General features: G+C 43.5%; 17 protein-coding genes and 1 pseudogene. 8 read left to right on the top strand and 10 right to left on the bottom strand.

The features are described 5' to 3' along the window. Position 1: 1 nt before the first annotated feature. Positions 2–3,181, top strand: a pseudogene (locus A8140_RS16565) (efflux RND transporter permease subunit). 79 nt (positions 3,182–3,260) lie between these two features. Beyond that, positions 3,261–3,782, top strand: a complete 522-nt coding sequence (copI, locus tag A8140_RS16560; protein ID WP_005531956.1) for a copper-resistant cuproprotein CopI — start codon at positions 3,261–3,263, stop codon at positions 3,780–3,782. A gap of 73 nt (positions 3,783–3,855) precedes the next feature. On the opposite strand, the gene rhtB is transcribed toward copI, so the two are convergent. Further along, positions 3,856–4,479 (bottom strand): homoserine/homoserine lactone efflux protein, encoded by a 624-nt coding sequence (rhtB, locus tag A8140_RS16555; RefSeq protein ID WP_005531955.1) that lies wholly within the window; start codon positions 4,477–4,479, stop codon positions 3,856–3,858. 108 nt (positions 4,480–4,587) lie between these two features. On the opposite strand from rhtB, the gene A8140_RS16550 reads away from it, so the two are divergent. Beyond that, on the top strand, positions 4,588–5,466 hold the full coding sequence (locus A8140_RS16550; protein ID WP_005531953.1) for a LysR family transcriptional regulator: 879 nt from the start codon (positions 4,588–4,590) through the stop codon (positions 5,464–5,466). A gap of 323 nt (positions 5,467–5,789) precedes the next feature. Further along, the gene (gene blaCARB, locus A8140_RS16545) at positions 5,790–6,641 is read left to right on the top strand and encodes a CARB/PSE/RTG family carbenicillin-hydrolyzing class A beta-lactamase (RefSeq protein WP_005531950.1); all 852 of its coding nucleotides are present in this window, start codon (positions 5,790–5,792) and stop codon (positions 6,639–6,641) included. A 213-nt stretch (positions 6,642–6,854) separates the two neighbouring features. Here the strand turns inward: blaCARB and A8140_RS16535 are convergent, their stop codons facing one another. The 5 genes from A8140_RS16535 to A8140_RS16515 form a co-directional block, all read right to left on the bottom strand. Beyond that, on the bottom strand, positions 6,855–7,253 hold the full coding sequence (locus tag A8140_RS16535) for an NUDIX hydrolase (protein WP_005531949.1): 399 nt from the start codon (positions 7,251–7,253) through the stop codon (positions 6,855–6,857). Between the two features lie 19 nt (positions 7,254–7,272). Then, a complete protein-coding gene (locus A8140_RS16530; protein ID WP_005531947.1) occupies positions 7,273–7,788 on the bottom strand; it encodes a GNAT family N-acetyltransferase in 516 nt (171 codons plus the stop codon). A gap of 126 nt (positions 7,789–7,914) precedes the next feature. Continuing rightward, the gene (locus tag A8140_RS16525) at positions 7,915–8,277 is read right to left on the bottom strand and encodes a VOC family protein (protein WP_005531945.1); all 363 of its coding nucleotides are present in this window, start codon (positions 8,275–8,277) and stop codon (positions 7,915–7,917) included. A 115-nt stretch (positions 8,278–8,392) separates the two neighbouring features. Continuing rightward, positions 8,393–9,799: a cytochrome c peroxidase gene (locus tag A8140_RS16520; RefSeq protein ID WP_005531943.1), complete on the bottom strand. Its 1,407-nt coding sequence runs from the start codon at positions 9,797–9,799 to the stop codon at positions 8,393–8,395. Positions 9,800–10,156: 357 nt separating this feature from the next. After that, entirely contained in the window at positions 10,157–10,309 is a 153-nt protein-coding gene (locus tag A8140_RS16515) for a hypothetical protein (RefSeq protein ID WP_005426336.1), read from the bottom strand. Positions 10,310–11,074: 765 nt separating this feature from the next. On the opposite strand from A8140_RS16515, the gene A8140_RS16510 reads away from it, so the two are divergent. Continuing rightward, entirely contained in the window at positions 11,075–11,491 is a 417-nt protein-coding gene (locus A8140_RS16510; RefSeq protein ID WP_005531941.1) for a CesT family type III secretion system chaperone, read from the top strand. Positions 11,492–11,508: 17 nt separating this feature from the next. Next, complete coding sequence (locus A8140_RS16505; RefSeq protein ID WP_005531939.1) at positions 11,509–12,324, top strand: hypothetical protein; 816 nt, start codon at positions 11,509–11,511, stop codon at positions 12,322–12,324. 410 nt (positions 12,325–12,734) lie between these two features. Here the strand turns inward: A8140_RS16505 and A8140_RS16500 are convergent, their stop codons facing one another. The 4 genes from A8140_RS16500 to A8140_RS16485 form a co-directional block, all read right to left on the bottom strand. Continuing rightward, the gene (locus A8140_RS16500; RefSeq protein WP_005531937.1) at positions 12,735–13,544 is read right to left on the bottom strand and encodes a VUT family protein; all 810 of its coding nucleotides are present in this window, start codon (positions 13,542–13,544) and stop codon (positions 12,735–12,737) included. Further along, positions 13,513–14,064, bottom strand: coding sequence for a helix-turn-helix domain-containing protein (locus A8140_RS16495; RefSeq protein ID WP_005531935.1), 552 nt, complete (start codon positions 14,062–14,064; stop codon positions 13,513–13,515). The genes A8140_RS16500 and A8140_RS16495 overlap by 32 nt, the downstream gene beginning before the upstream one ends. A 674-nt stretch (positions 14,065–14,738) precedes the next feature. Further along, positions 14,739–16,895 (bottom strand): prolyl oligopeptidase family serine peptidase, encoded by a 2,157-nt coding sequence (locus A8140_RS16490; protein WP_033000166.1) that lies wholly within the window; start codon positions 16,893–16,895, stop codon positions 14,739–14,741. Positions 16,896–17,054: 159 nt separating this feature from the next. After that, a complete protein-coding gene (locus A8140_RS16485; protein ID WP_005531930.1) occupies positions 17,055–18,626 on the bottom strand; it encodes an ABC-F family ATP-binding cassette domain-containing protein in 1,572 nt (523 codons plus the stop codon). 381 nt (positions 18,627–19,007) lie between these two features. On the opposite strand from A8140_RS16485, the gene A8140_RS16480 reads away from it, so the two are divergent. Next, positions 19,008–19,259 (top strand): DUF6482 family protein, encoded by a 252-nt coding sequence (locus A8140_RS16480; protein WP_005531927.1) that lies wholly within the window; start codon positions 19,008–19,010, stop codon positions 19,257–19,259. A gap of 151 nt (positions 19,260–19,410) precedes the next feature. After that, positions 19,411–19,836, top strand: coding sequence for a universal stress protein (locus tag A8140_RS16475; RefSeq protein WP_005531925.1), 426 nt, complete (start codon positions 19,411–19,413; stop codon positions 19,834–19,836). Positions 19,837–19,844: the final 8 nt, after the last annotated feature.

Raw genomic sequence — 19,844 nt, 5'->3', positions numbered from 1 at the left:
TATGATCAGTGCAATTATTCGTTGGTCGCTCAACAACCGCTTCTTAGTGTTGATCGCCACTCTAGCGCTCGTGCTGGGTGGACTTTACAGTGTAAAGAATACGCCTGTTGACGCCATTCCGGATCTTTCTGATGTGCAAGTGATCATCAAGACAAGCTATCCGGGCCAAGCTCCTCAAGTTGTCGAGGATCAAGTCACTTACCCGCTCACCACCGCCATGCTTGCCGTGCCGGGTGCTGAGACAGTTCGTGGCTACTCTTTCTTTGGTGACTCTTACGTTTATATCATTTTCAACGATGATACCGACATATACTGGGCACGTTCACGCGTGTTGGAGTACTTAAGCCAAGTAGCACCAAAGCTGCCGCCAAACGCAAAACCAACCCTAGGTCCTGATGCAACGGGTGTGGGCTGGATTTACAGCTACGTATTACAAGACAAAACCGGTAAGCACGATTTAGCTGAACTCCGTAGCCTGCAAGACTGGTTCTTGAAGTACGAACTGCAAACCGTTGATGGCGTCTCTGAAGTCGCGACCGTTGGTGGCATGGTGAAGCAGTACCAAGTACAAATTGATCCTGCCAAGCTGCGTGCATAGAACCTCACTTTGCAACAAGTGAACATGGCGATCCAAAACGGAAATCAAGAAACCAGCGCGTCCGTTATTGAAGTCGCAGAAGCTGAACACATGGTTCGTACCACGGGTTACCTAACCAGCATTGAAGACATCAAATCACTGCCTCTAAAAGTCACTGAGAAAGGAACGCCGTTGCTACTAGGCGACATCGCTGACATTAACCTTGGTCCACAAATGCGCCGTGGTATCTCAGAGCTGAATGGCGAAGGGGAAGCCGTTGGTGGCGTTATCGTAATGCGCTTTGGCGAGAACGCCAGTGAAGTCATTGCGAAAGTCAAAGACAAGCTTGCAGACCTACAGCGCGGCCTACCAGAAGGTGTTGAAATTGTTGCGACTTACGACCGTTCGACTCTGATTGATGCAGCAGTAGAAAACCTATGGCAGAAACTCGCAGAAGAGTTCATCGTGGTTGCGATTGTGTGTGCGTTGTTCCTATTCCACATTCGTTCTTCGTTGGTTATCGCTCTGAGCCTACCGGTCGGCATTCTCACTGCGTTTATCGTGATGCATTGGCAAGGCATTAATGCCAACATCATGTCCCTTGGTGGTATTGCGATAGCCATCGGCGCCATGGTGGATGGTGCAATCGTTATGATCGAAAACGTTCACAAGCACATTGAACGAACGCCACTGACCGATAAAAACCGATGGCAAGTGATCAGTAAGGCGGCCGAAGAAGTCGGCGCTCCGCTGTTCTTCTCATTGCTGATCATTACTCTAAGCTTCGTGCCTGTGTTCGCCTTAGAAGGTCAGGAAGGCAAGATGTTCTCGCCACTTGCCTTCACTAAGACGTACGCCATGGCAGCGGCAGCAGGTTTGGCAATCACACTCGTCCCTGTACTTATGGGCTACTTCATTCGCGGTAAGGTATTGCCGGAGCACAAAAACCCGGTTAACCGCGGCTTGGTCGCGTTTTACCGTCCGCTGTTGAACACCAGCTTAAAATACCCTAAGACCATGATTGTTATTGCATTAGGTCTAATGGCGTCAGCTTATTACCCAACCAGTAAGCTGGGTAGCGAGTTCATCCCGCCGCTGGATGAAGGCGACTTGATGTACATGCCAACAACCTATCCGGGTATCTCGATTGGTAAGGCTCGTGAGCTGCTACAGCAAACCAATAAGCTGATCAAAACCGTCCCAGAAGTACAGACGGTATGGGGCAAGATTGGTCGAGCTGAGACCGCAACCGATCCAGCGCCACTCACCATGATTGAAACCGTGATTCAGTTGAAGCCACGTGATCAATGGCGTGAAGGGGTGACGACAGAATCACTGCGTAAAGAGTTCGATGATCTAGTGCAATTCCCAGGATTAACCAACGCTTGGGTAATGCCGATCAAAACGCGTATCGACATGCTGGCAACGGGCATCAAAACCCCTATCGGCATTAAGATCGCCGGTCCCGATCTGAAAGTGATTGAGAAGATCGGTTCTCAGTTGGAGCCAATTCTTAACGGCGTACAAGGCACCGCATCGGTTTATGCAGAACGTGTAGCAGGAGGTCGCTATGTCACGATCGACATTAAACGTCGTGCCGCAGCACGTTACGGCTTGAGCATCAAAGACGTTCAGCAAGTGATCTCCACTGCGGTGGGCGGCATGAATGTGGGTGAAACCATCGAAGGCTTAGAGCGTTACCCAATCAATGTTCGTTACCCACAAGAATACCGTGACTCGGTGGTAAAACTACAAAACCTGCCGTTAGTCACTCCAAATGGCGCTCATATTGCGCTGGCTGATGTAGCGGACATTCGTTATGAAGACGGCCCTCCGATGATCAAGACAGAAAACGCACGCCCGAACGGCTGGGTATTTGTCGACATCGATGGTCGTGACCTTGGATCTTACGTCGTAGAAGCGCAACAGGTTGTTGCTGATCAATTGGAGCTTCCTGCGGGTTACTCGCTGGCTTGGTCTGGTCAATACGAATACATGGAACGTGCGAAAGACCGCTTGAGTGTCGTGGTACCAATCACCATCGCCATCATTATGCTGCTGCTTTACTTCAGCTTCCGTCGTGTCGGCGAAGTGATGATCATCATGCTTACCCTGCCGCTCGCTATGGTCGGTGGTTTGTGGCTCATGCATATCCTCAACTACAACTTCTCGATTGCCGTTGGGGTCGGCTTTATTGCCCTGGCAGGTGTCGCGGTTGAAATTGGAGTCATCATGCTCGTCTACCTTAACCAAGCGTGGCATTACAAAAAGCTGGATGCAGAAGAGAGCAAGCAAAAGCTTGAGGCGAAAGACCTAACCGATGCCATTCGTGAAGGTGCAGGCTTACGTGTTCGCCCAGTAATGATGACGGTACTAACGGTCATTATTGGCCTTGTTCCAATCATGTACGGCGAAGGTACAGGGTCAGAAGTAATGCAACGTATCGCTGCACCAATGATTGGTGGTATGGCATCAGCACTACTACTGACGCTATTAGTACTGCCAGCCATCTTCAAGCTGTGGAAACAACGTGAGTTGTGCCAAAGCAATGCAACTAATCATCAAACTAGCACACAAGCTAGTGATGTAAACAACAACGCTTAATCCCAACTTTCCCCTCAAACGTTCAGTTTTGAGGGGGAAACAACCAAATTACTAATGAATTAAAACAAGGATATAAAAGATGAAAAAGACACTAATCACTCTTGCTCTAGCCTTAACAACAACGACTGCTTTTGCACAAATGGATCATTCAAACATGGACCACGGCAGCATGAAGATGGACCACAGCAAAATGGACCACTCCAACATGATGGATATGCCAGGCATGTCTGCGGTAGGTATGCCAGCAAAAGGCGCAAAGCCAGATAAAGTGGTACACGTACTCTTGAGTGATGACATGACGATCAAGTTCAAGAAAGATGTCAAGATTGAGCCAAACGATGTGGTGCAGTTTGTTGTGATGAACATAGGTAAAATCAATCACGAATTCACCATCGGCTCAACAAAAGAACAGCTAGAACATCGTGAAATGATGAAGAACATGAGTGGCGACCACATGCATGATTCAGGCAACGCAGTCACGGTTGAGCCGGGTAAAGCCAAGCAATTACTGTGGCACTTCCACGGAGACAACAAGGTCGAGTTCGCTTGTAACATTCCAGGTCACGCAGAAGCGGGAATGGTTAAAAAGATTGAACTGTAAATAAGAGCCTATAAAAACGAAGGAGCTGACGGTTCAGCTCCTTTTTTAAGCAGTATACATCCAGCACCTGATACTAGCTTCTGCTGCCAAAGGCCAGTAGAGTACCTGCCCCAACAAACATACTGCCAAAAATTCGATTCAATATGACGGCATTTTTCGGCTCTTGAACTGACTTGGCAATACGACTAGCAACCAATGAATAGCCAAACATCACAGTTCCATCAATGAGAATCAAGGTCGTACCTAATATCAGTAATTGCTCGTGATAAGAGTAAGTAGGAACAATAAACTGCGGTAACAGTGCAATCAAAAAAACGATACTTTTAGGGTTAGTGATGTTGACCAATATCGATTGAAAAAACAATTTAGAATAGCTTTGTGTATTTATCGATTCTTCTTTATCAGCAAGATTTCGCACCTCTCTAAACTTTTTGATTCCTAAATAAATCAGATAACCTACCCCAACCCACTTTATCACCGAAAATAACGCTTCTGACTTGACTAATAATGCCCCAAGCCCCATACCAACAACTGTGATATTAAATACGTTCCCACACTGCAGGCCTAAATTCGCTATCAAACTCGTTTTTAGGCCATATTTCATCGCAATAGACATACTATTTATGGCACCCGCTCCGGGGGAAATAGCAAGCATCAGACAAGCGATAAAAAAAGCAATCCAAAGGTTATAATCCATAGTAAAACTCCATAATCTGTAAAACGAACAATGCGAGCTGTCAGTATGTTAAAATCACACATAGAAAAGAAAAACTATGTTTTAGCATGTTCATTCGTAAGGAAAACTATGGATACTCGGTTCTTGGAAAGCTTAATTTCAGTGGTGGAAGAAGGTTCTATAGCAAGTGCTGCACGATCTCAAATGATCACACCAGCCGCAGTAAGCCAAAGAATCCAAGCACTTGAAGCAGAGTTTAAATGCAAATTGTTCAGCCGAGCTGGTAGTACAGTCCAACCAACTGACGCTTGTTTAGCACTGTTACCGAAAGTTAAACGTCTATTACAGGATGTTCGAATACTGGTTGATTCTGTACAAGATTCAGGTCTGAGTGGCACGTTGCGTGTGGGTGCAAACTCTACGTCCTTAACTGCTTTTATCCCTGGAGCACTAAAGTCCATTCGTCTAGCTGCTCCGAACGCAACATTCCAAGTGATTCCTGGAAATTCGATTGATTTATACCGTGATTTACAAGAGGGATTACTTGATGCAGCGATCATGGTAGAACCACCGACCAGCTTACCCAAATCATTACGTTCTTTGCCTTTGAGAACAGAACCATTAGTTCTAATACATCACCCAAAATACAAAGACTCTCCTATGTCGATCTTACAAGCATCTTCTTACATTCGTTATGATCCTACGTGCTGGGGAGGACAAATCGCCGAAAAGTACATGATCCACAACCGCATTAAAAAGGCTCCTATTTTCGATTTAGACTCTCTCGAAGCGATCGCACAATTGGTTAGTGAGGATGTGGGTGTATCGTTCGTTCCTATGTGGGCTGGTCTGGAACATTTCTCTAATAAGATCAGTATCACACAGGTTGATAACGACCAACACAATACCGAAATCGTTCTTGTCAGTGCCTTTCATCCACGACAACCCAAGTTGCTAGGGCTCTTCTATGAACACCTACTTAAGCTAGAATCTGTCAACGCGGCTTAAGATTCGGAAGTAATAGGTAAGAATAGGATATCAATGAAATCGCGAGGATGTTGAAGAACAAAAATTGGCGAACTGGGCTGTACCTCTACACCTCATAAAGGAACCCTTTATCACATTAAGACCAAGTAGACATCTGATACCAAAGCCATTACGTGCCCACAAAGCTACGTCAATCAGCGTAAAAACGGGGAAAGCTTGGTGTATGAAAAGATTCCTACAGAAAAAAGACAATAATCTAACAGTCATTAGAGTATTAACTCGCTATAGTTCGACTACATTCGCCTGAGTGTGAACCGAAATAAATAACACTAAGAAAATCAATAATGAAAAAGCTATTTCTGCTACTTGGACTGTTAGCCTGTTCAAATGCAACGTACGCCGCCAAACTTAATGAAGACATCTCCGCGATTGAAGAGCATATTTCGGGTCGAATCGGTGTGTCTGTCTGGGATACTCAAACCGATGAGCATTGGGACTATAGAGGCGACGAGCGCTTCCCGATGATGAGCACATTCAAAACGCTTGCATGTGCAACGATGCTTAGAGACATGGATGATGAAAAGCTCGATAAAAACGCCACTGCCAAAGTGGAAGAGCGCAATATGGTGGTTTGGTCACCAGTAATGGATCGTATGGCAGGTCAAACAACGCGTATTGAACATGCTTGTGAAGCCGCAATGCTGATGAGCGACAATACCGCAGCCAACATTGTTTTGCGTAGCATTGGGGGTCCACGCGGTGTCACTACGTTCTTGCGTTCTATCGGTGATAAAGCAACGCGCCTTGACCGTTTTGAACCAAGACTGAACGAGGCGAACCCGGGCGACAAGCGAGACACCACAACACCTAATGCCATGGTAAATACGCTGCATACGTTGTTAGAAGGTGACGCGCTATCCTACGAATCACGCATTCAATTAAAAATCTGGATGCAGGATAACAAAGTCTCTGATTCTTTGATGCGCTCTGTGTTACCAAAGGGTTGGTCGATTGCCGATCGTTCTGGTGCAGGGGGCTTTGGATCACGTGGCATCACGGCAATGATCTGGAAAGAGAATCATAAACCGGTCTACATCAGCATTTACATTACTGAAACCGATTTATCCTTGCAGGCGCGCGATCAGGTTATCGCTCAAGTGAGCCAGTTAATACTGGATGAGTACAATACTATTTAACACTCGCTAGATATTAAATAACGGAGCTTTCGAGCTCCGTTTTTTGTTGCAGGTAACCTTACCAGTAAGCAGGACTATCCAAAACTTTCACGCAAGAGGATGTCCCTTGGATTTGCGTCAGCTCACCAACAAGTGATTGTGCTAACCAACCATGTGGAAAGCTTAAAGTATGATCGGCATTGTGGGCGTTTTTATTCTGGCCGAGATTTAGCGTTATTTTACTAACCCTTGCTCAACCAAGCGTGGGAAAACCTCATTGCGGAAAATTGTGCTTATCGCGATGTCATCCACGTTTGAAGAATCTACCCATTGGCATTCTTCAATTTCGTTACTGGCAACCACCTCGCCCGAATAATCATTTACGAAGAACACATCCATAACCAAAGTAATGCCGTCTTTATCGTGTGCAGGCGCCTCAAAGCGACCAAACAACGTTAAGGCATCTTCCGCAACGACAATGCTTACTTCTTCTCGCAGTTCGCGACATAACGCTTGCTCTGGTGTTTCGCCACTATCTAGTTTTCCGCCCGGCGCATAGAAGGTGTCTTTGCCTTTTGATCGCAGCACTAACAACGCGCCGTCTTTAATGATGATACCTGCTGACTTATGCATTTTGCTTTCTTTCTAAGCGTTAGAGAAACTTCTCGATCATGACTTCATTGATGTAGTGGCCGTTAACCTTTGCGTGCTTCTTAGCGGTACCAACCACTTCAAAGCCATGTTTTAGATACGTTGCGAGCGCGTTGGGGTTGTCCTCTCGGACATAAGCAAACAACTTTTCATAGCCTTTGGACTTCGCATCAGCAAAGGTGGCGGTGAACAACGCTGACGCGACACCTTGTCGACGGCACTTGGCATCGACGAACGTACCGATAATACCCACATGAGCGAATGCCTTGGTATAACTGGCGAAAGGCTCTACGTTTTGGAAACCGAGCACGGCACTGTCTTCCTCGTTCCCTTCTTTTACATTCAATGCCACATTGAACACGCCCGTTTCAGGAAAACTTTCAATGAAGCCTTCTTCCTCTTCTGGGGTATAGGTTGTATCGAGAATCGTGTATAAGCCCTCTTCTATGATGGGATTGAGAACTTCGGTAATGCCTTGAGCGTGCTGTTTTTGTGCCTTTGTGACGACAACTTTCATAGTATTTTCGTTCTTTTTATAGGGATGAAATAGGAGCACGATTATCAGCTATCTTGATCGTAAAACCAATGTCTTAACGGCCGTTTGATCAGTAAATGCCCACTGGATAATCCTATAATTAACGCCCTATAAATAAACCACCGCTTCGATGTTGTTGCCATCAGGATCATGAAGAAAAGCTGCGTAGTAATTTGGCGCATAGTGTTCACGCAAGCCAGGCTCACCATGACAAGTAAAACCAGCCTCAATACCTGCTTTATGAAAGGCCTCGACGGACGCTTTGTCATTCGCTTTAAACGCAATGTGGCAAGGGGCACTTTGAGCCCCCTTTTCTATCAGGAAGCGCGTATTGGGTTCACCAACTAACCCAAAGCCTGCCGCTGCTTCGTCCGACCATTTTAACTCTATGCCCAAAGGGGTAAGCACCTTGGAGTAAAAACCGACACAGGCGTTAACATCCACAACCTTAATTTCAAAATGATCAATCATAACTATCCCTATTTGATTGAATTTCTTCCATAAAAAAGACCACCTTAGTCAAAGGTGGTCTTGATTGCGACGTCTATCGATTTAGCGATAAAAAACTTGTCGGTGATGCCTCAGCTTAACTTAAAGGACGGCCTTCATAATCACCCGTCAGTGTTTTCAAGAACGCTTTGATGGCATCCACTTCTTCATCCGACATTTCTACTCCGACTTGGTATTTACCCATGTCGTAAATGGCTTTTTCTAGCGTATCAGCATGGCCATCATGGAAGTATGGTGCTGTCAGTTCAATGTTGCGCAAGGTTGGCACTTTGAACTTATGTTTGTCTTCTTTGTTACCAGTGAAGTTGTAACGACCAAGGTCTGCATCCGTCATGTCGGTACCACGGTCCGCAAAGTAATCCGCTTTCATGCCCATGGTTTCAAACGTTTCACCACCCATCGCTTCACCCGCGTGACAGGTTTGACAATCGTAATTCTTGAACAGCATCAAACCGTATTTCTCGTGCGAGTCCAGCGCCTTTGTATCACCCATCATGTATTGGTCGAAGCGGCTGTTTGGTGTGGTTAGGGTTTTCTCAAATTCGGCAATCGCATCCGTAATGTTGTTGCCATTAATCTCACCTGAGTAAACCTTTTGGAACATCGCCACCATGTCTGGGTCTTGGCTTAACTTATCGACGATTTCATCCCAATCCATAGAGCCCATTTCAATCGGGTTAAACGGAGGACCACCCGCTTGGTCTTGCAGATCCGCGGCACGACCATCCCAGAATTGCAGCTTGTTGTACACAGCATTAAACACGGTTGGCGCGTTGATGCCACCCACTTGGCCATGAATACCAACAGACGTTACGAGTCGGTCCACGCCGCCTGTGTCAAGGCTGTGACATGATGCACATGAGACAGTATTGTCGCCTGAAAGTCGTGTGTCGTGGTAAAGCACCTTACCCAGTTCAGCCTTGTCTGCGTCGGTTTCAAACGTAGTGTAAATTGGTTGTAGAACTTTGGTTTTACGTTCTTCAGATACTGGCGATTGTGCGTGGCGCTCAGCACGCTTTTCACGAATCCATTTCAGTAGCATGTGTTTTTCATCTTTTGACATCCTTGCAGACCAGTGCATGGTCAGGTAAATCGCTGGCGGCATAGAATCGTCGTAGAGCACCTTCTCAAGACGAGCCAAAGCCACTTCAGAAACTGGATCGTTCTGCTTCACGTCATCCAGCAAGTTTGTCATGTCAAAGTGACGCATGGCCACTTTTACATCCGCTTCCATAATTTGTTTTGCCACTGGCATTTCAGAATAGAAAGGCATTTCACTGCTCGGCGTATGACAATAGCCACAACCTTTATCCGCCAATACCTTCATCGCTCGATAATCCAGTGTCGATTGATCTAACGAACTAAATTTCTTCAGATTTTTTTGAGCCACTTTTTTATCGTCTTGGTTAACCATATAGACAGTACCGAAGTACGCCACCAAGCCAACTCCTACAATCCCTAGCGTTATTTTCTTTTTACTCATCACTGTTCCCCTACATCAGTTGGGGCCAAAGTTATTGAAATGGTGATATTTTTAAAAATGGGAAAAAGGAATTGATATTAATCGAATATTTAGATGAGCAACGAATTTAACATCTAAAGTTCGTAAAAACAGACACTTGGGGCAATAAGTGAAAAATACAACATAAAAACAACAACTTAAAACCGCAACTTTTATTGATATGAGTCAAAAATGACGAGATCACCAATATATTAACCAAACATATTAAATTCGATTAAATATAATTCAGAACGAAATAAAGTAGGAATTTAGGAAGGAATTATAAGCATAAAAAAAGGCAGCTCGAGAGCTACCTTTTTTGTAAGTCAGCAAATTAAATTATGCTTTCTTAACATCTTTAGCTGGGTAAGTCAGAGTTGCTTCACCAGCTTGAACGCGTACATAGAAGCCGCCGCTGCTCAGACCTGTAACAACCATTTCACCTAGATCGATACCTTTAGTAGCTACTACTACGTCACCGATTGAAAACATATTTAATACCTTGTTTATGTAGATTATGACCTTAAGTCGTTGGCGGTATTTAATCTGAAATCGCACCCTTAACCTAATCAGTTTTTTTGTCGTTATGATTAACTTTTGTTGTTGCGATAAGCCTTATATTTAAAGGCGTTACAGGGCTATGACGAAGTTCGCTTTTACGAGCATAAACTTACTCGGAGTTCAGCTCATGAAGTAGTCTAACCATATTGAGAGTCGTAATTGCTTATGCTGAACTGCTAGCAAAGCCATTCCTACAAAGAGACTTCGCACTTCTGAATCAGTGGCTATTTAAAATACTTTTTAATCGATTAACGCGCAAAGGCTCATGACTAGTCAAAGTACTCAGACATCCTATATCAAAAAAGCCACTTCAAAGGACAAAGCTTTAAGGAACTCATCTTCTCACCTAAATTTCTTGACCAAAAAATTTATTCATATCACTCGGATTTGGGTGTAAAGGGCGGAGGAAGAGTCACTCACGCCCCTGACACTCAATAATTTATTATTACTTTATAAATAAGCCTTTACATCCGAAACTAACGTTCTCTATGATTTTTCTAAAAATTTTATCTAATGATGCAAAGTTAAAATTAATAATTTTTGCTTTCAAATTAAAAACAAACCAATTGATATTATTGACAATTAAATATACCAAAAAATCAGACAAAAACATAAAAAAACAAGTCCGTAAGTGACATTTATTTTTTCTTTTTCTATATACGATTAAATTATTTTAAAGGAAAAGGGAGCTAAGTTATGGATTCACTTTTGAATGCTGTAGCATTATTTTGTGAAAAAGTCGGTCTACCCCACCCGACAGAGGAAAAAGATGTTTTTACATTCACTATTGAGGAGCAAGAAATCAACATTACTCAACTCCCTGCTGGTCATTTATTGATGTTTAGCACTCTGCCTGAGCACTATATTGAGAACTGCCATCAAATAGAGATATACAGTGACAACTTATACAAACCATCAATTGGTTGGTCACAAGACACTTATGCATGGGTGATGTGGAATCGACAACCCTTCGAACATTTGGATATAAATACAATCTATCAACAGGCATTCAGCCTCAGTGAGGGCTACGCCCAGGCTTCAATAAAGGCAACACGAGAACCAGTGCCTGAGCCACAAATGGATAACTTGTTTTCAACAGCGATCAAAGCTTAGAGTAAAGGTGGTCAACAATGCCGTTAAATATCAATTCTAATGCAGTAAGTAAAAGTAACATTCAGCACGAAACAACCACGCAAACAGAAGCAAAAATCGGTGATAAGTCAGTAAAAGCCTCGGAAACTTCATCAAACGCGACTCTCCTAGCCAGAACTCAGGATTTACCTATAATGTCGCAGAAAGAGCTCCGACGAACGCAAAAACACGATTTAGTCAGCGATTTAGTGAGTTTGGTTGAAGCAGGCCGAGGAGGAGAAAGAGCTCTCATGAACTCAGCATTTGAGAATACATTTGAGAAGCTTGGTGTGCTTATGATTAAAGTAGAGGCGGATGAGAACCTGAAAGACATCTTAGCGAATTCTAAAGGCTTTTCACGTAAACCCTCTGGAGGAATTACTGGAACTGACATAGACAACAAAAACCTTTATCAGTTTCTGAAGGCACACACATCAAGAGACTCTGCTGATAGTGAAACCTTCTGCCTACAAAGTATGGTAAAAGACGTCAAAAGTTGGACAATGCAGGCCATTGATAAGCAAGATAACAGCTTTAACAGCATCCAAAAAAAAGCGTTTAAGGAGAGGCTTGAAAAAGCCAATGAAGTTGGAGCTGACGAATATCGTAAGAATCCAGCGATGCGAGAACCAGAAACAGTCGAGGAAGCAGCGCAATACCTGTACTTCGCGGCAGGTCTCTTCGGGAGTGAAAAAGATTGGTTGGAACTAGCAAAGGAACCAACACAAGAACTTTTCGGTGCAGTAGCAAATATTTCCTACGCGAGAGCGAAAGGCATTTATGAAAAAAATGTTATCAATGGCATTTATTCCTAACTAAACAAGCCTATTACAGGGCCTAAAAATATATAGGCTGCTCGATAATGAGTGGCCTATTTACTTTTATATTTTGATTTTATATTGATACAAGTCATCTCGAAGGAACTGTGCGGAAACAGATGGAAACTCAATAAGCATTTATAGTGGTAAGAAGTATTGAATATAGAGCAGGCTTTATTTATCAGTAGTTTTTTAAAAAGCTTATTACACGGCCACTTAGTAATTTAGGAAGACAATAAGATTACTAAGATGAGTTTACCTTTATTCGGAATACTCACTTTTAGAGCAAAGAGATCTATACATTTTGAGAACCTATTTTAGTTGAAATGTAAAAAGCCAAACTCTCAGAGGAGTCTGGCTAAATCGTGAGTGTCTAAGTCTTATGAATACAAACTTTAGGTCATTTATTAGACGTGCATTTCTTTGCAAGAAATTCCTTGTTTTTCTCTTATACGCTTGTAAGTAAAGACTAATGCATATAACAGAGGAATTAAAACAATAGCGTAAACTATCTTGAATAAGTAGTTATCATAGATTTTCTCAAGTAATGTAAGCGATGTAGATGTGTTGAAGAATAGTCCAATCCAGATAATAGTGTACAATGCTTGCCCTACAACACTGGAAATAATAGATCTTTGCCAGATTGGTGCTTTGTAAAGCTTCGAGCTTAATGCTCTAAATATCATATTATTAGCTTGATCTGCTGATAATATACATAAACTATTGATAAGGTATAATTTAATCAGAGGGTAGAAGACTTGGTGATATGCACCGTCGATATCAAACGTATAGAATGTTAAAGCAATCAGGCCAGAAGAAATAGCGCAGAGACCAGCTCCAAAATATGTTGTCGTTTTTGCATATTCATATCGCAATGTTGCATTTATTGCATCTAAAATAACAAACGTTATTGGGAAAATTAGAATACCAGCAGGTTGGAACGTTCCAAAAATTTTTACCGTATGTGGTGACATAGGTATAGCAACGAGCAAAACACATAAATAAAGGCTAGACAAAAATGCGTACCATTTAATATCCAGCTTTGTCATTGAGGTCATTGCATAGATTGAATCTCTGTCTTGTTTACAGTCAAAGAGCCTGACAACTCCTCGAGAAACAAGTTCATGCGGCGTTTCTTTTAAAACGCAATCATTGTCTTCATTAGTGTAATAAACCAAGCCGTCTTCAATTTTTAATAAATTCAATTTTCTTATCATTAATATGTTCCCTGTTAATTCTAGAGATCACCTTGCCAATGGGAGAGTCTGTTTTCTTGGGTGAATCTGGATGCCAACTCATCGTCAGAAAGTTGTCTTCTCGATACAGCTCTATTATGTCTCCCTCTCTTCTAAACAAATATAAGCCACCTCCGAGTTTTCGTGTTGTGACTATATTTATCGAGTCGTCATGATAAATAATTTTCTCAAATTTTGAAATAGGCATATCTGTTTCAAACGTTCCAATTTTTTGAAACTCACTATTAACTAAAGACTCAATGTCATGTAGTTTCTCATAACCTCCAGATACCTCTTTCCCCGTCATCAGCCATTCATAGGAAACATCTAAAGATTCGGCAATTTTCCTCATATTCTTATGAGGCTTTTTTATTTTGTTATTCAGTATCTTACTGATATATCCAGCTTCAATGCTTACTTTTCTGGACAGCTCTGCTGCTGACATCCCTTTCATGAAAAGTACCTCGTTTAACCTTCCACCAAGAGTGTTGACATCTTTCACTAACTATCGCCTCCCCACCACACATTCAGCCTAAATCATTATATAAAATTAAGGTCATATCTCTTGCAAAAAGTTTCAAAAAGTTTCATTATACTTGCACGAAACAACCAAAAGTTGCAAAAAGATGAAAATCTACAATTAGAATGTATTTTATCAACAATTTAAAGTCATCACTGTTTACTTTTCTTGGTCTGAATTACACAAAGCCTACTCGACGACTCACGTAATTCGGGGTCAAGAAAGTTCAATACCCTTGCCCTTTGATCTTGAGTGAAGTTCTGCCTCCCTCTAGCTATGAAGCCCTTTCTGTTTTTTGTACAGTAATGAGCTTCCGGAACATCACTTCAAGTTGCCTCGCCAATTTATAGACGAGGCTTTTTTTTACTTTTATCTAGCCCTTGATACGTGACCGAGTTTTTTTATATCTCATCTAGTTGATAAGCATCATAGCTGTTCACAAATTGAATTAAGAAGGTATTACGCTGGAATAAAACACTTTGAAATGATGCAAGCTCCTACGACAAACACTAAACACTCCCTTAATTTGCATCTTTAATCAATTTAACTCTAAAAAGTTATTTTTTATGCACTGAAAAACAAAAACGCAGCCCGAAGACTGCGATGTGATTCATTGACAAATGAACTTAAGCCCAAGCTTGAAGCTCACCTCTCGCTTACAACTCTTCAAAACCCATATTGAACAAAGTGAAGCTATAAACATCCGCGGTTTTCTCGATAATTTTACTAGTCGGTGTACCTGCACCATGACCTGCATTGGTTTCGATTCGAATCAAAGTTGGGTTTGTACCTGCTTGTTTCGACTGCAGCTCGGCCGCAAATTTGTAGGAGTGTGCTGGCACCACGCGATCATCATGATCCCCGGTTGTTACCATAGTTGCCGGGTATTTAACGCCGGCTTTTACGTTATGAACTGGCGAGTAACCTTTGAGGTAATCGAACATCTCTTTACTTTGCTCTGCGGTACCGTAGTCATAAGCCCAGCCCGCTCCTGCCGTGAAGGTGTGGTAGCGAAGCATATCCAATACACCAACTGCCGGCAGTGCCACTTTAAACAGCTCTGGGCGCTGCGTCATCACCGCCCCGACGAGCAAGCCGCCGTTCGAGCCACCATTAATCGCAAGCTTGTCTGATGAGGTGTAGTCTTTATCGATAAGGAACTCAGCTCCGGCAATAAAGTCATCAAACGAGTTTTGCTTCTCTAACTTGGTGCCAGCATTGTGCCACTCTTTACCGTACTCACCACCACCACGGATGTTCGCAACAGCGTAGATTCCGCCCATTTCCAACCATGCAGCTCTGCTTGGACTGAAGTAAGGCGTCAGACTGATATTGAAACCACCATAACCATACAAGATCGTTGGCGCTGTGCCGTCCATCGGTGTGCCTTTCTTATAGGCAATGATCATCGGAATCTTGGTGCCATCTTTCGACTTGTAGAACACCTGACGGGATTCAAATTGTGCCGGATCAAATGGTGCTTTAGATTTGTGGTAAACCTCGCTGTCACCCTCTTCGATGTCTAGGCGATAGGTCGTACTCGGTGTCTTGTAGTTGGTGAAAGAGTAGTAGACTTCAGCGTCTTCTTTCTTACCCCAAAAACCGTAAGCGCTACCGATGTCTGGCAGCTTGATTTCACGAATGAACTTACCGTCCATATCGTATTGTTTGACCAACGAAAGCGCGTCAACAATGTAGCTTGCGAACAGGTAACCGCCCGCTGTTGATGGGCTAAGCACGTTATCAGTTTCAGGAATTAAATCTTTCCAATTCTTTGGCTCAGGGTTGCTCGCGTCCACCGTCACTACACGTTTGTTTGGCGCATCTAAGTTAGTGACCAAATACAGCTTGGTGCCTTTGCTATCAATCACCCAAGTATCAGAATTGGTGTCATCCAAAATGGTTTGCAGCGGACTGTCAGGCTTGGTCAAATCTTTCAAGAGCAGTTTGTTGCCCGACGTTGACGTACTTGCTGAGATAAATAGGTAACGTTGGTCGTCCGAAGTGTAACCACGAACGTATCGGTGCTTCTCTGCCTCTGTACCGCCAAAGATAAGCTTGTCTTCAGTCTGCTTAGTGCCCAGCTCGTGGTAGTAAAGCTTGTGTTGGTCGGTTTTTGCCGAAAGCTCGCTGCCTTCTGGCTTGTCGTAACTTGAGTAGTAGAAACCTTCATTCCCCAGCCAATTTACGCCACTGAACTTAATATCCACCAGCGTCTCACCGACAGGCTTTTTGGTCTCGGCATCAAGCACAATCACTTTTCGCCAGTCGCTACCGCCCTCTGAAATGCTGTAAGCGACTAAAGAACCATCTTTGGTGAAGCTCACATTCGCCAGCGAAGTCGTGCCATCTTCACTAAAAGTATTTGGATCGAGGAAGACTTCAGGCTTGCCATCATCGAGTTGGCGATAAAGCACATCTTGGTTTTGCAAACCGTCGTTCTTGTAGAAATAGGTGTATTTGCCTTCTTTGAATGGGCGCCCTAACTTCTCGTAATCCATCAACTGAGTTAATCGTTCTTCAATCTGGTGACGATAAGGAATTTGCGCCAAGTAATCGAACGTGACTTGGTTCTGCGCTTTGACCCAATCTGCGGTTTCTTTACTGCGGTCGTCCTCTAACCAGCGATATGGGTCACTGACTTTGGTACCAAAATACTCATCCACTACATCGACTTTCTTTGTCGTTGGGTACTTCACCGCCATTTTGTGCACGTGTTCAACCAATTCCTCTGTTGAGTCTTCGGCATAAGCACTCGGCAATATGCCCGTCATCGCGAACGCGGTCACCAGTGCTAAGGTTTTCTTTTTCATAGACTTCCTTTTCTATTTTTGTTTTGTGTAATGCATCAAGCATCTTACCTATATCGGAGAAATGATTCTAATCCTCTGAATAAAGCTGTGAATCCACGGAAACAAAGTGAGTCACTTTGCCCCGTGAGATAGACACTCCTCGTTTATCGCTGATTGGTGTTAGCTCAGTTCAACGCATCGAGACACACCCGACTCCGCGGCAAAATCTTGGTCATGACTGATAAGAATAAAACCGCCTCGGTAAGCATATAATGCCTGAGCGAGCATGATTTTCGAATCTAGGTCGAGATGATTATCCGGTTCATCCAAAAGCAGCAAAGGCTGGGCTGGTTGATGACTGACAATCAACATAGCGAGTTTCATTTTCTCACCGCCACTTAGTACATTCCCCAAACGAAATACGCTGTCTCGACGAAAGCCAATGCCAGCGAGTAACGTTCTGGCATCACTCTCTTTCATCCCCTCACAATGCTGCATCAGGTTTTCCAACATCGAGAGTTCAGGTCGTATCGCACCAAAGTGCTGATCGAGATAATAAAACGGTGTATTGATTTTCAGCTCACCACTTTGTAGTGACAACTCACCCAATAGGCTTTTGAGTAAGGTCGATTTACCGCATCCATTTTTGCCCAACAAATGTATTTTATCATCCGCATGAATTTGAACAGTGATGGGTTGCTCCACTCCAAATGGCAGCACCGCCTCCAATAATGACAACACTTTTCGTGAACGACTTTGACTATCTGCCAAATACAACTTTTGTTCTTTGATTTGCTCTTTGCGCGCTCGCAAGCTTTGCTCTTTACCTTGTAGGTACGCTTGGCGAAGTTGCTCGTTCTTGCTACGACTGGCGGCTCGGGCTGTGGCTTTTCTTTTCATGAAATCCAGTAATTTTTTGGGCTGACTGCCATCCTTTCTCAGCATCTTACCTTGAGCCTCTCTTTGATCCGCTTTCTCACGATTGCGCTGAGCTTGCTCTTCCAAGTGCTTCTTTTGCTTTTCGACAGTGGCTAATTGGCGTTCCACCGCTTGTAGTTCTGTGCGCTTTTGCTCGGCATATACATTGTAATTGCCGCCAAATACTTGTAAACCTAACCCGGAGAGCTCCCAGATTTCTTCCATCTCACGCAGTAACTCTCTGTCGTGACTGATGAGCAAAATTGCACCTGAGAAACTGCGCATCGAATGAATCAACCACTGCTTGGCATGCGTATCGAGATGGTTCGACGGTTCATCAAGGATCAGCAATTCCACTTCGCTGTCGAACAACTGCCACAGTTGCAAACGCGCTAACTGTCCGCCACTCAATTGCGAGCAAGGGAAGTCTGGCTGTGGCGGTAAGCCCATATCTGTAAGCTGCTTAGCAAGTTGAATCGGCAAATCCCATTGTTCGCCCACCACCTCAAACAAATGTTCAGAGCAACCGCCCATTTCGATCTGCTTGAGCGCGCTTAGCACTTTGTCCTTTGCTAAAAACTGGGCAATCGAAAGGTCGCCACCTAACAAGTGCGATGGTTGCTGACGATATACTGCAAATGACCTTGGTAAGGTTACTGTACCGCTGGTCGGGGCTTGCTCACCACTAAGTATCGATGCAAACACCGATTTTCCGACACCGTTGCGTCCGACTAACCCAACACGACGTTTGGTCATAGAACATGAGATTTGCTGAAACAGTGTTTCGCCGTTACCAAATTGATGACTGATATTGTAAGCCTGTAAAACTGGCATAATTTGCCTCCCGTATAACAGGGACGACAGCCGTAACTTGAAATAAATCTAGAGATGAGATCAATGCAATAACATACGCCCATAAAAGCGCTTCAAAATGAAAAATAGTAACTGCAAAGAAGTATCAGAAAGTGAGCTACGCCGACTAACCCTGTAAATCCAAAAAAAAATAAAATGAAAGTTGGATGACAGGTTTAGTTGTTCATGTTGGCGTAATCTCCTAAAGAAGTGATGGACAAAGTCTAAAGGTTTTCTTGTATAAAAAGCAAGCGACTTATGTCACGAGCGAGATCTAGGAAAAACGAATTCAAACACAGGAAGTGAACTAAATTCTATCGCTCGCCGTAATATCCAGAGAGTGACACACCAAGGGAAACGGCTATGAATCTTTTGATTGAATCAGTCGAGGGTGGTATCTACCTCGCTTACAACGTAGAAAACCAGACAAGATCACTGATATTAAATGAAAACAAAAGCCCGCTAACGTTCGCAAGCCTTTGTGAAGCAAGGGATCATTTTCGTGGCAGCACCTACTCATCAGCAAAACTGGTTCACCTCAATGCTTCAGATGAGATGTGCGGCGAGAAAATACGCTGTGACATGCCTTTAGAGATTGAATTGAGCTGGTACTGATACCGCTCTTTTTTTTTATCAATGCCTTCCACTTGCTCTGCTTATGATAATTTGCCAAAACTTTTTTGAGCAATTTCGGGATCTTAGCAACACATTTTTTCATCAAGACATACTATGCTATTAGTAACGTATTCCACAAAAGAGCAAGGTTATGAAATACAAACATATCCTAGTCGCACTGGAACTGTCTGATGAGAGTACTGTGCTGATTGACCGCGCTGTATCTATGGCGAGTTATCTCGGCTCCGAGATTTCATTTATTCACATCGACGGTACTCATGGTGAGATTTATCGTGAGCTTGTTGATATCAAAGCGGACCCAGATCAAAGACCGATAAATGAGCACTCTATGGAGTGTTTGAGATCCTTCAGCGATTACATGGAGCAACCGTTGAAGCACTTCTTTGTCGGCACCGGTGACTTGGCAGACAAACTAGAAGTGACCATTAAAGAACAAGAAGTCGACCTACTGATTTGTGGTCACCACCAAGATTTCTGGAGCAAGATCATTTCTTACTCAAGACATCTGATCAACAAGTCTCCGGTTGATATTTTGGTTGTACCGATCCACGACTAGGCTGAACA

The organism is Vibrio campbellii CAIM 519 = NBRC 15631 = ATCC 25920, from assembly GCF_002163755.1.
Classification (GTDB): domain Bacteria; phylum Pseudomonadota; class Gammaproteobacteria; order Enterobacterales; family Vibrionaceae; genus Vibrio; species Vibrio campbellii.
This window is presented reverse-complemented; position numbering and strand designations above follow the sequence as displayed.

Excerpts from the sequence above, each read along its gene's own strand:
- copI (WP_005531956.1), top strand. The coding sequence starts at position 3,261 with ATGAAAAAGACACTAATCACTCTTGCTCTAGCCTTAACAACAACGACT.
- rhtB (WP_005531955.1), bottom strand. The coding sequence starts at position 4,479 with ATGGATTATAACCTTTGGATTGCTTTTTTTATCGCTTGTCTGATGCTT.
- A8140_RS16550 (WP_005531953.1), top strand. The coding sequence starts at position 4,588 with ATGGATACTCGGTTCTTGGAAAGCTTAATTTCAGTGGTGGAAGAAGGT.
- blaCARB (WP_005531950.1), top strand. The coding sequence starts at position 5,790 with ATGAAAAAGCTATTTCTGCTACTTGGACTGTTAGCCTGTTCAAATGCA.
- A8140_RS16535 (WP_005531949.1), bottom strand. The coding sequence starts at position 7,253 with ATGCATAAGTCAGCAGGTATCATCATTAAAGACGGCGCGTTGTTAGTG.
- A8140_RS16530 (WP_005531947.1), bottom strand. The coding sequence starts at position 7,788 with ATGAAAGTTGTCGTCACAAAGGCACAAAAACAGCACGCTCAAGGCATT.
- A8140_RS16525 (WP_005531945.1), bottom strand. The coding sequence starts at position 8,277 with ATGATTGATCATTTTGAAATTAAGGTTGTGGATGTTAACGCCTGTGTC.
- A8140_RS16520 (WP_005531943.1), bottom strand. The coding sequence starts at position 9,799 with ATGAGTAAAAAGAAAATAACGCTAGGGATTGTAGGAGTTGGCTTGGTG.
- A8140_RS16515 (WP_005426336.1), bottom strand. The coding sequence starts at position 10,309 with ATGTTTTCAATCGGTGACGTAGTAGTAGCTACTAAAGGTATCGATCTA.
- A8140_RS16510 (WP_005531941.1), top strand. The coding sequence starts at position 11,075 with ATGGATTCACTTTTGAATGCTGTAGCATTATTTTGTGAAAAAGTCGGT.
- A8140_RS16505 (WP_005531939.1), top strand. The coding sequence starts at position 11,509 with ATGCCGTTAAATATCAATTCTAATGCAGTAAGTAAAAGTAACATTCAG.
- A8140_RS16500 (WP_005531937.1), bottom strand. The coding sequence starts at position 13,544 with ATGATAAGAAAATTGAATTTATTAAAAATTGAAGACGGCTTGGTTTAT.
- A8140_RS16490 (WP_033000166.1), bottom strand. The coding sequence starts at position 16,895 with ATGAAAAAGAAAACCTTAGCACTGGTGACCGCGTTCGCGATGACGGGC.
- A8140_RS16485 (WP_005531930.1), bottom strand. The coding sequence starts at position 18,626 with ATGCCAGTTTTACAGGCTTACAATATCAGTCATCAATTTGGTAACGGC.
- A8140_RS16480 (WP_005531927.1), top strand. The coding sequence starts at position 19,008 with ATGAATCTTTTGATTGAATCAGTCGAGGGTGGTATCTACCTCGCTTAC.
- A8140_RS16475 (WP_005531925.1), top strand. The coding sequence starts at position 19,411 with ATGAAATACAAACATATCCTAGTCGCACTGGAACTGTCTGATGAGAGT.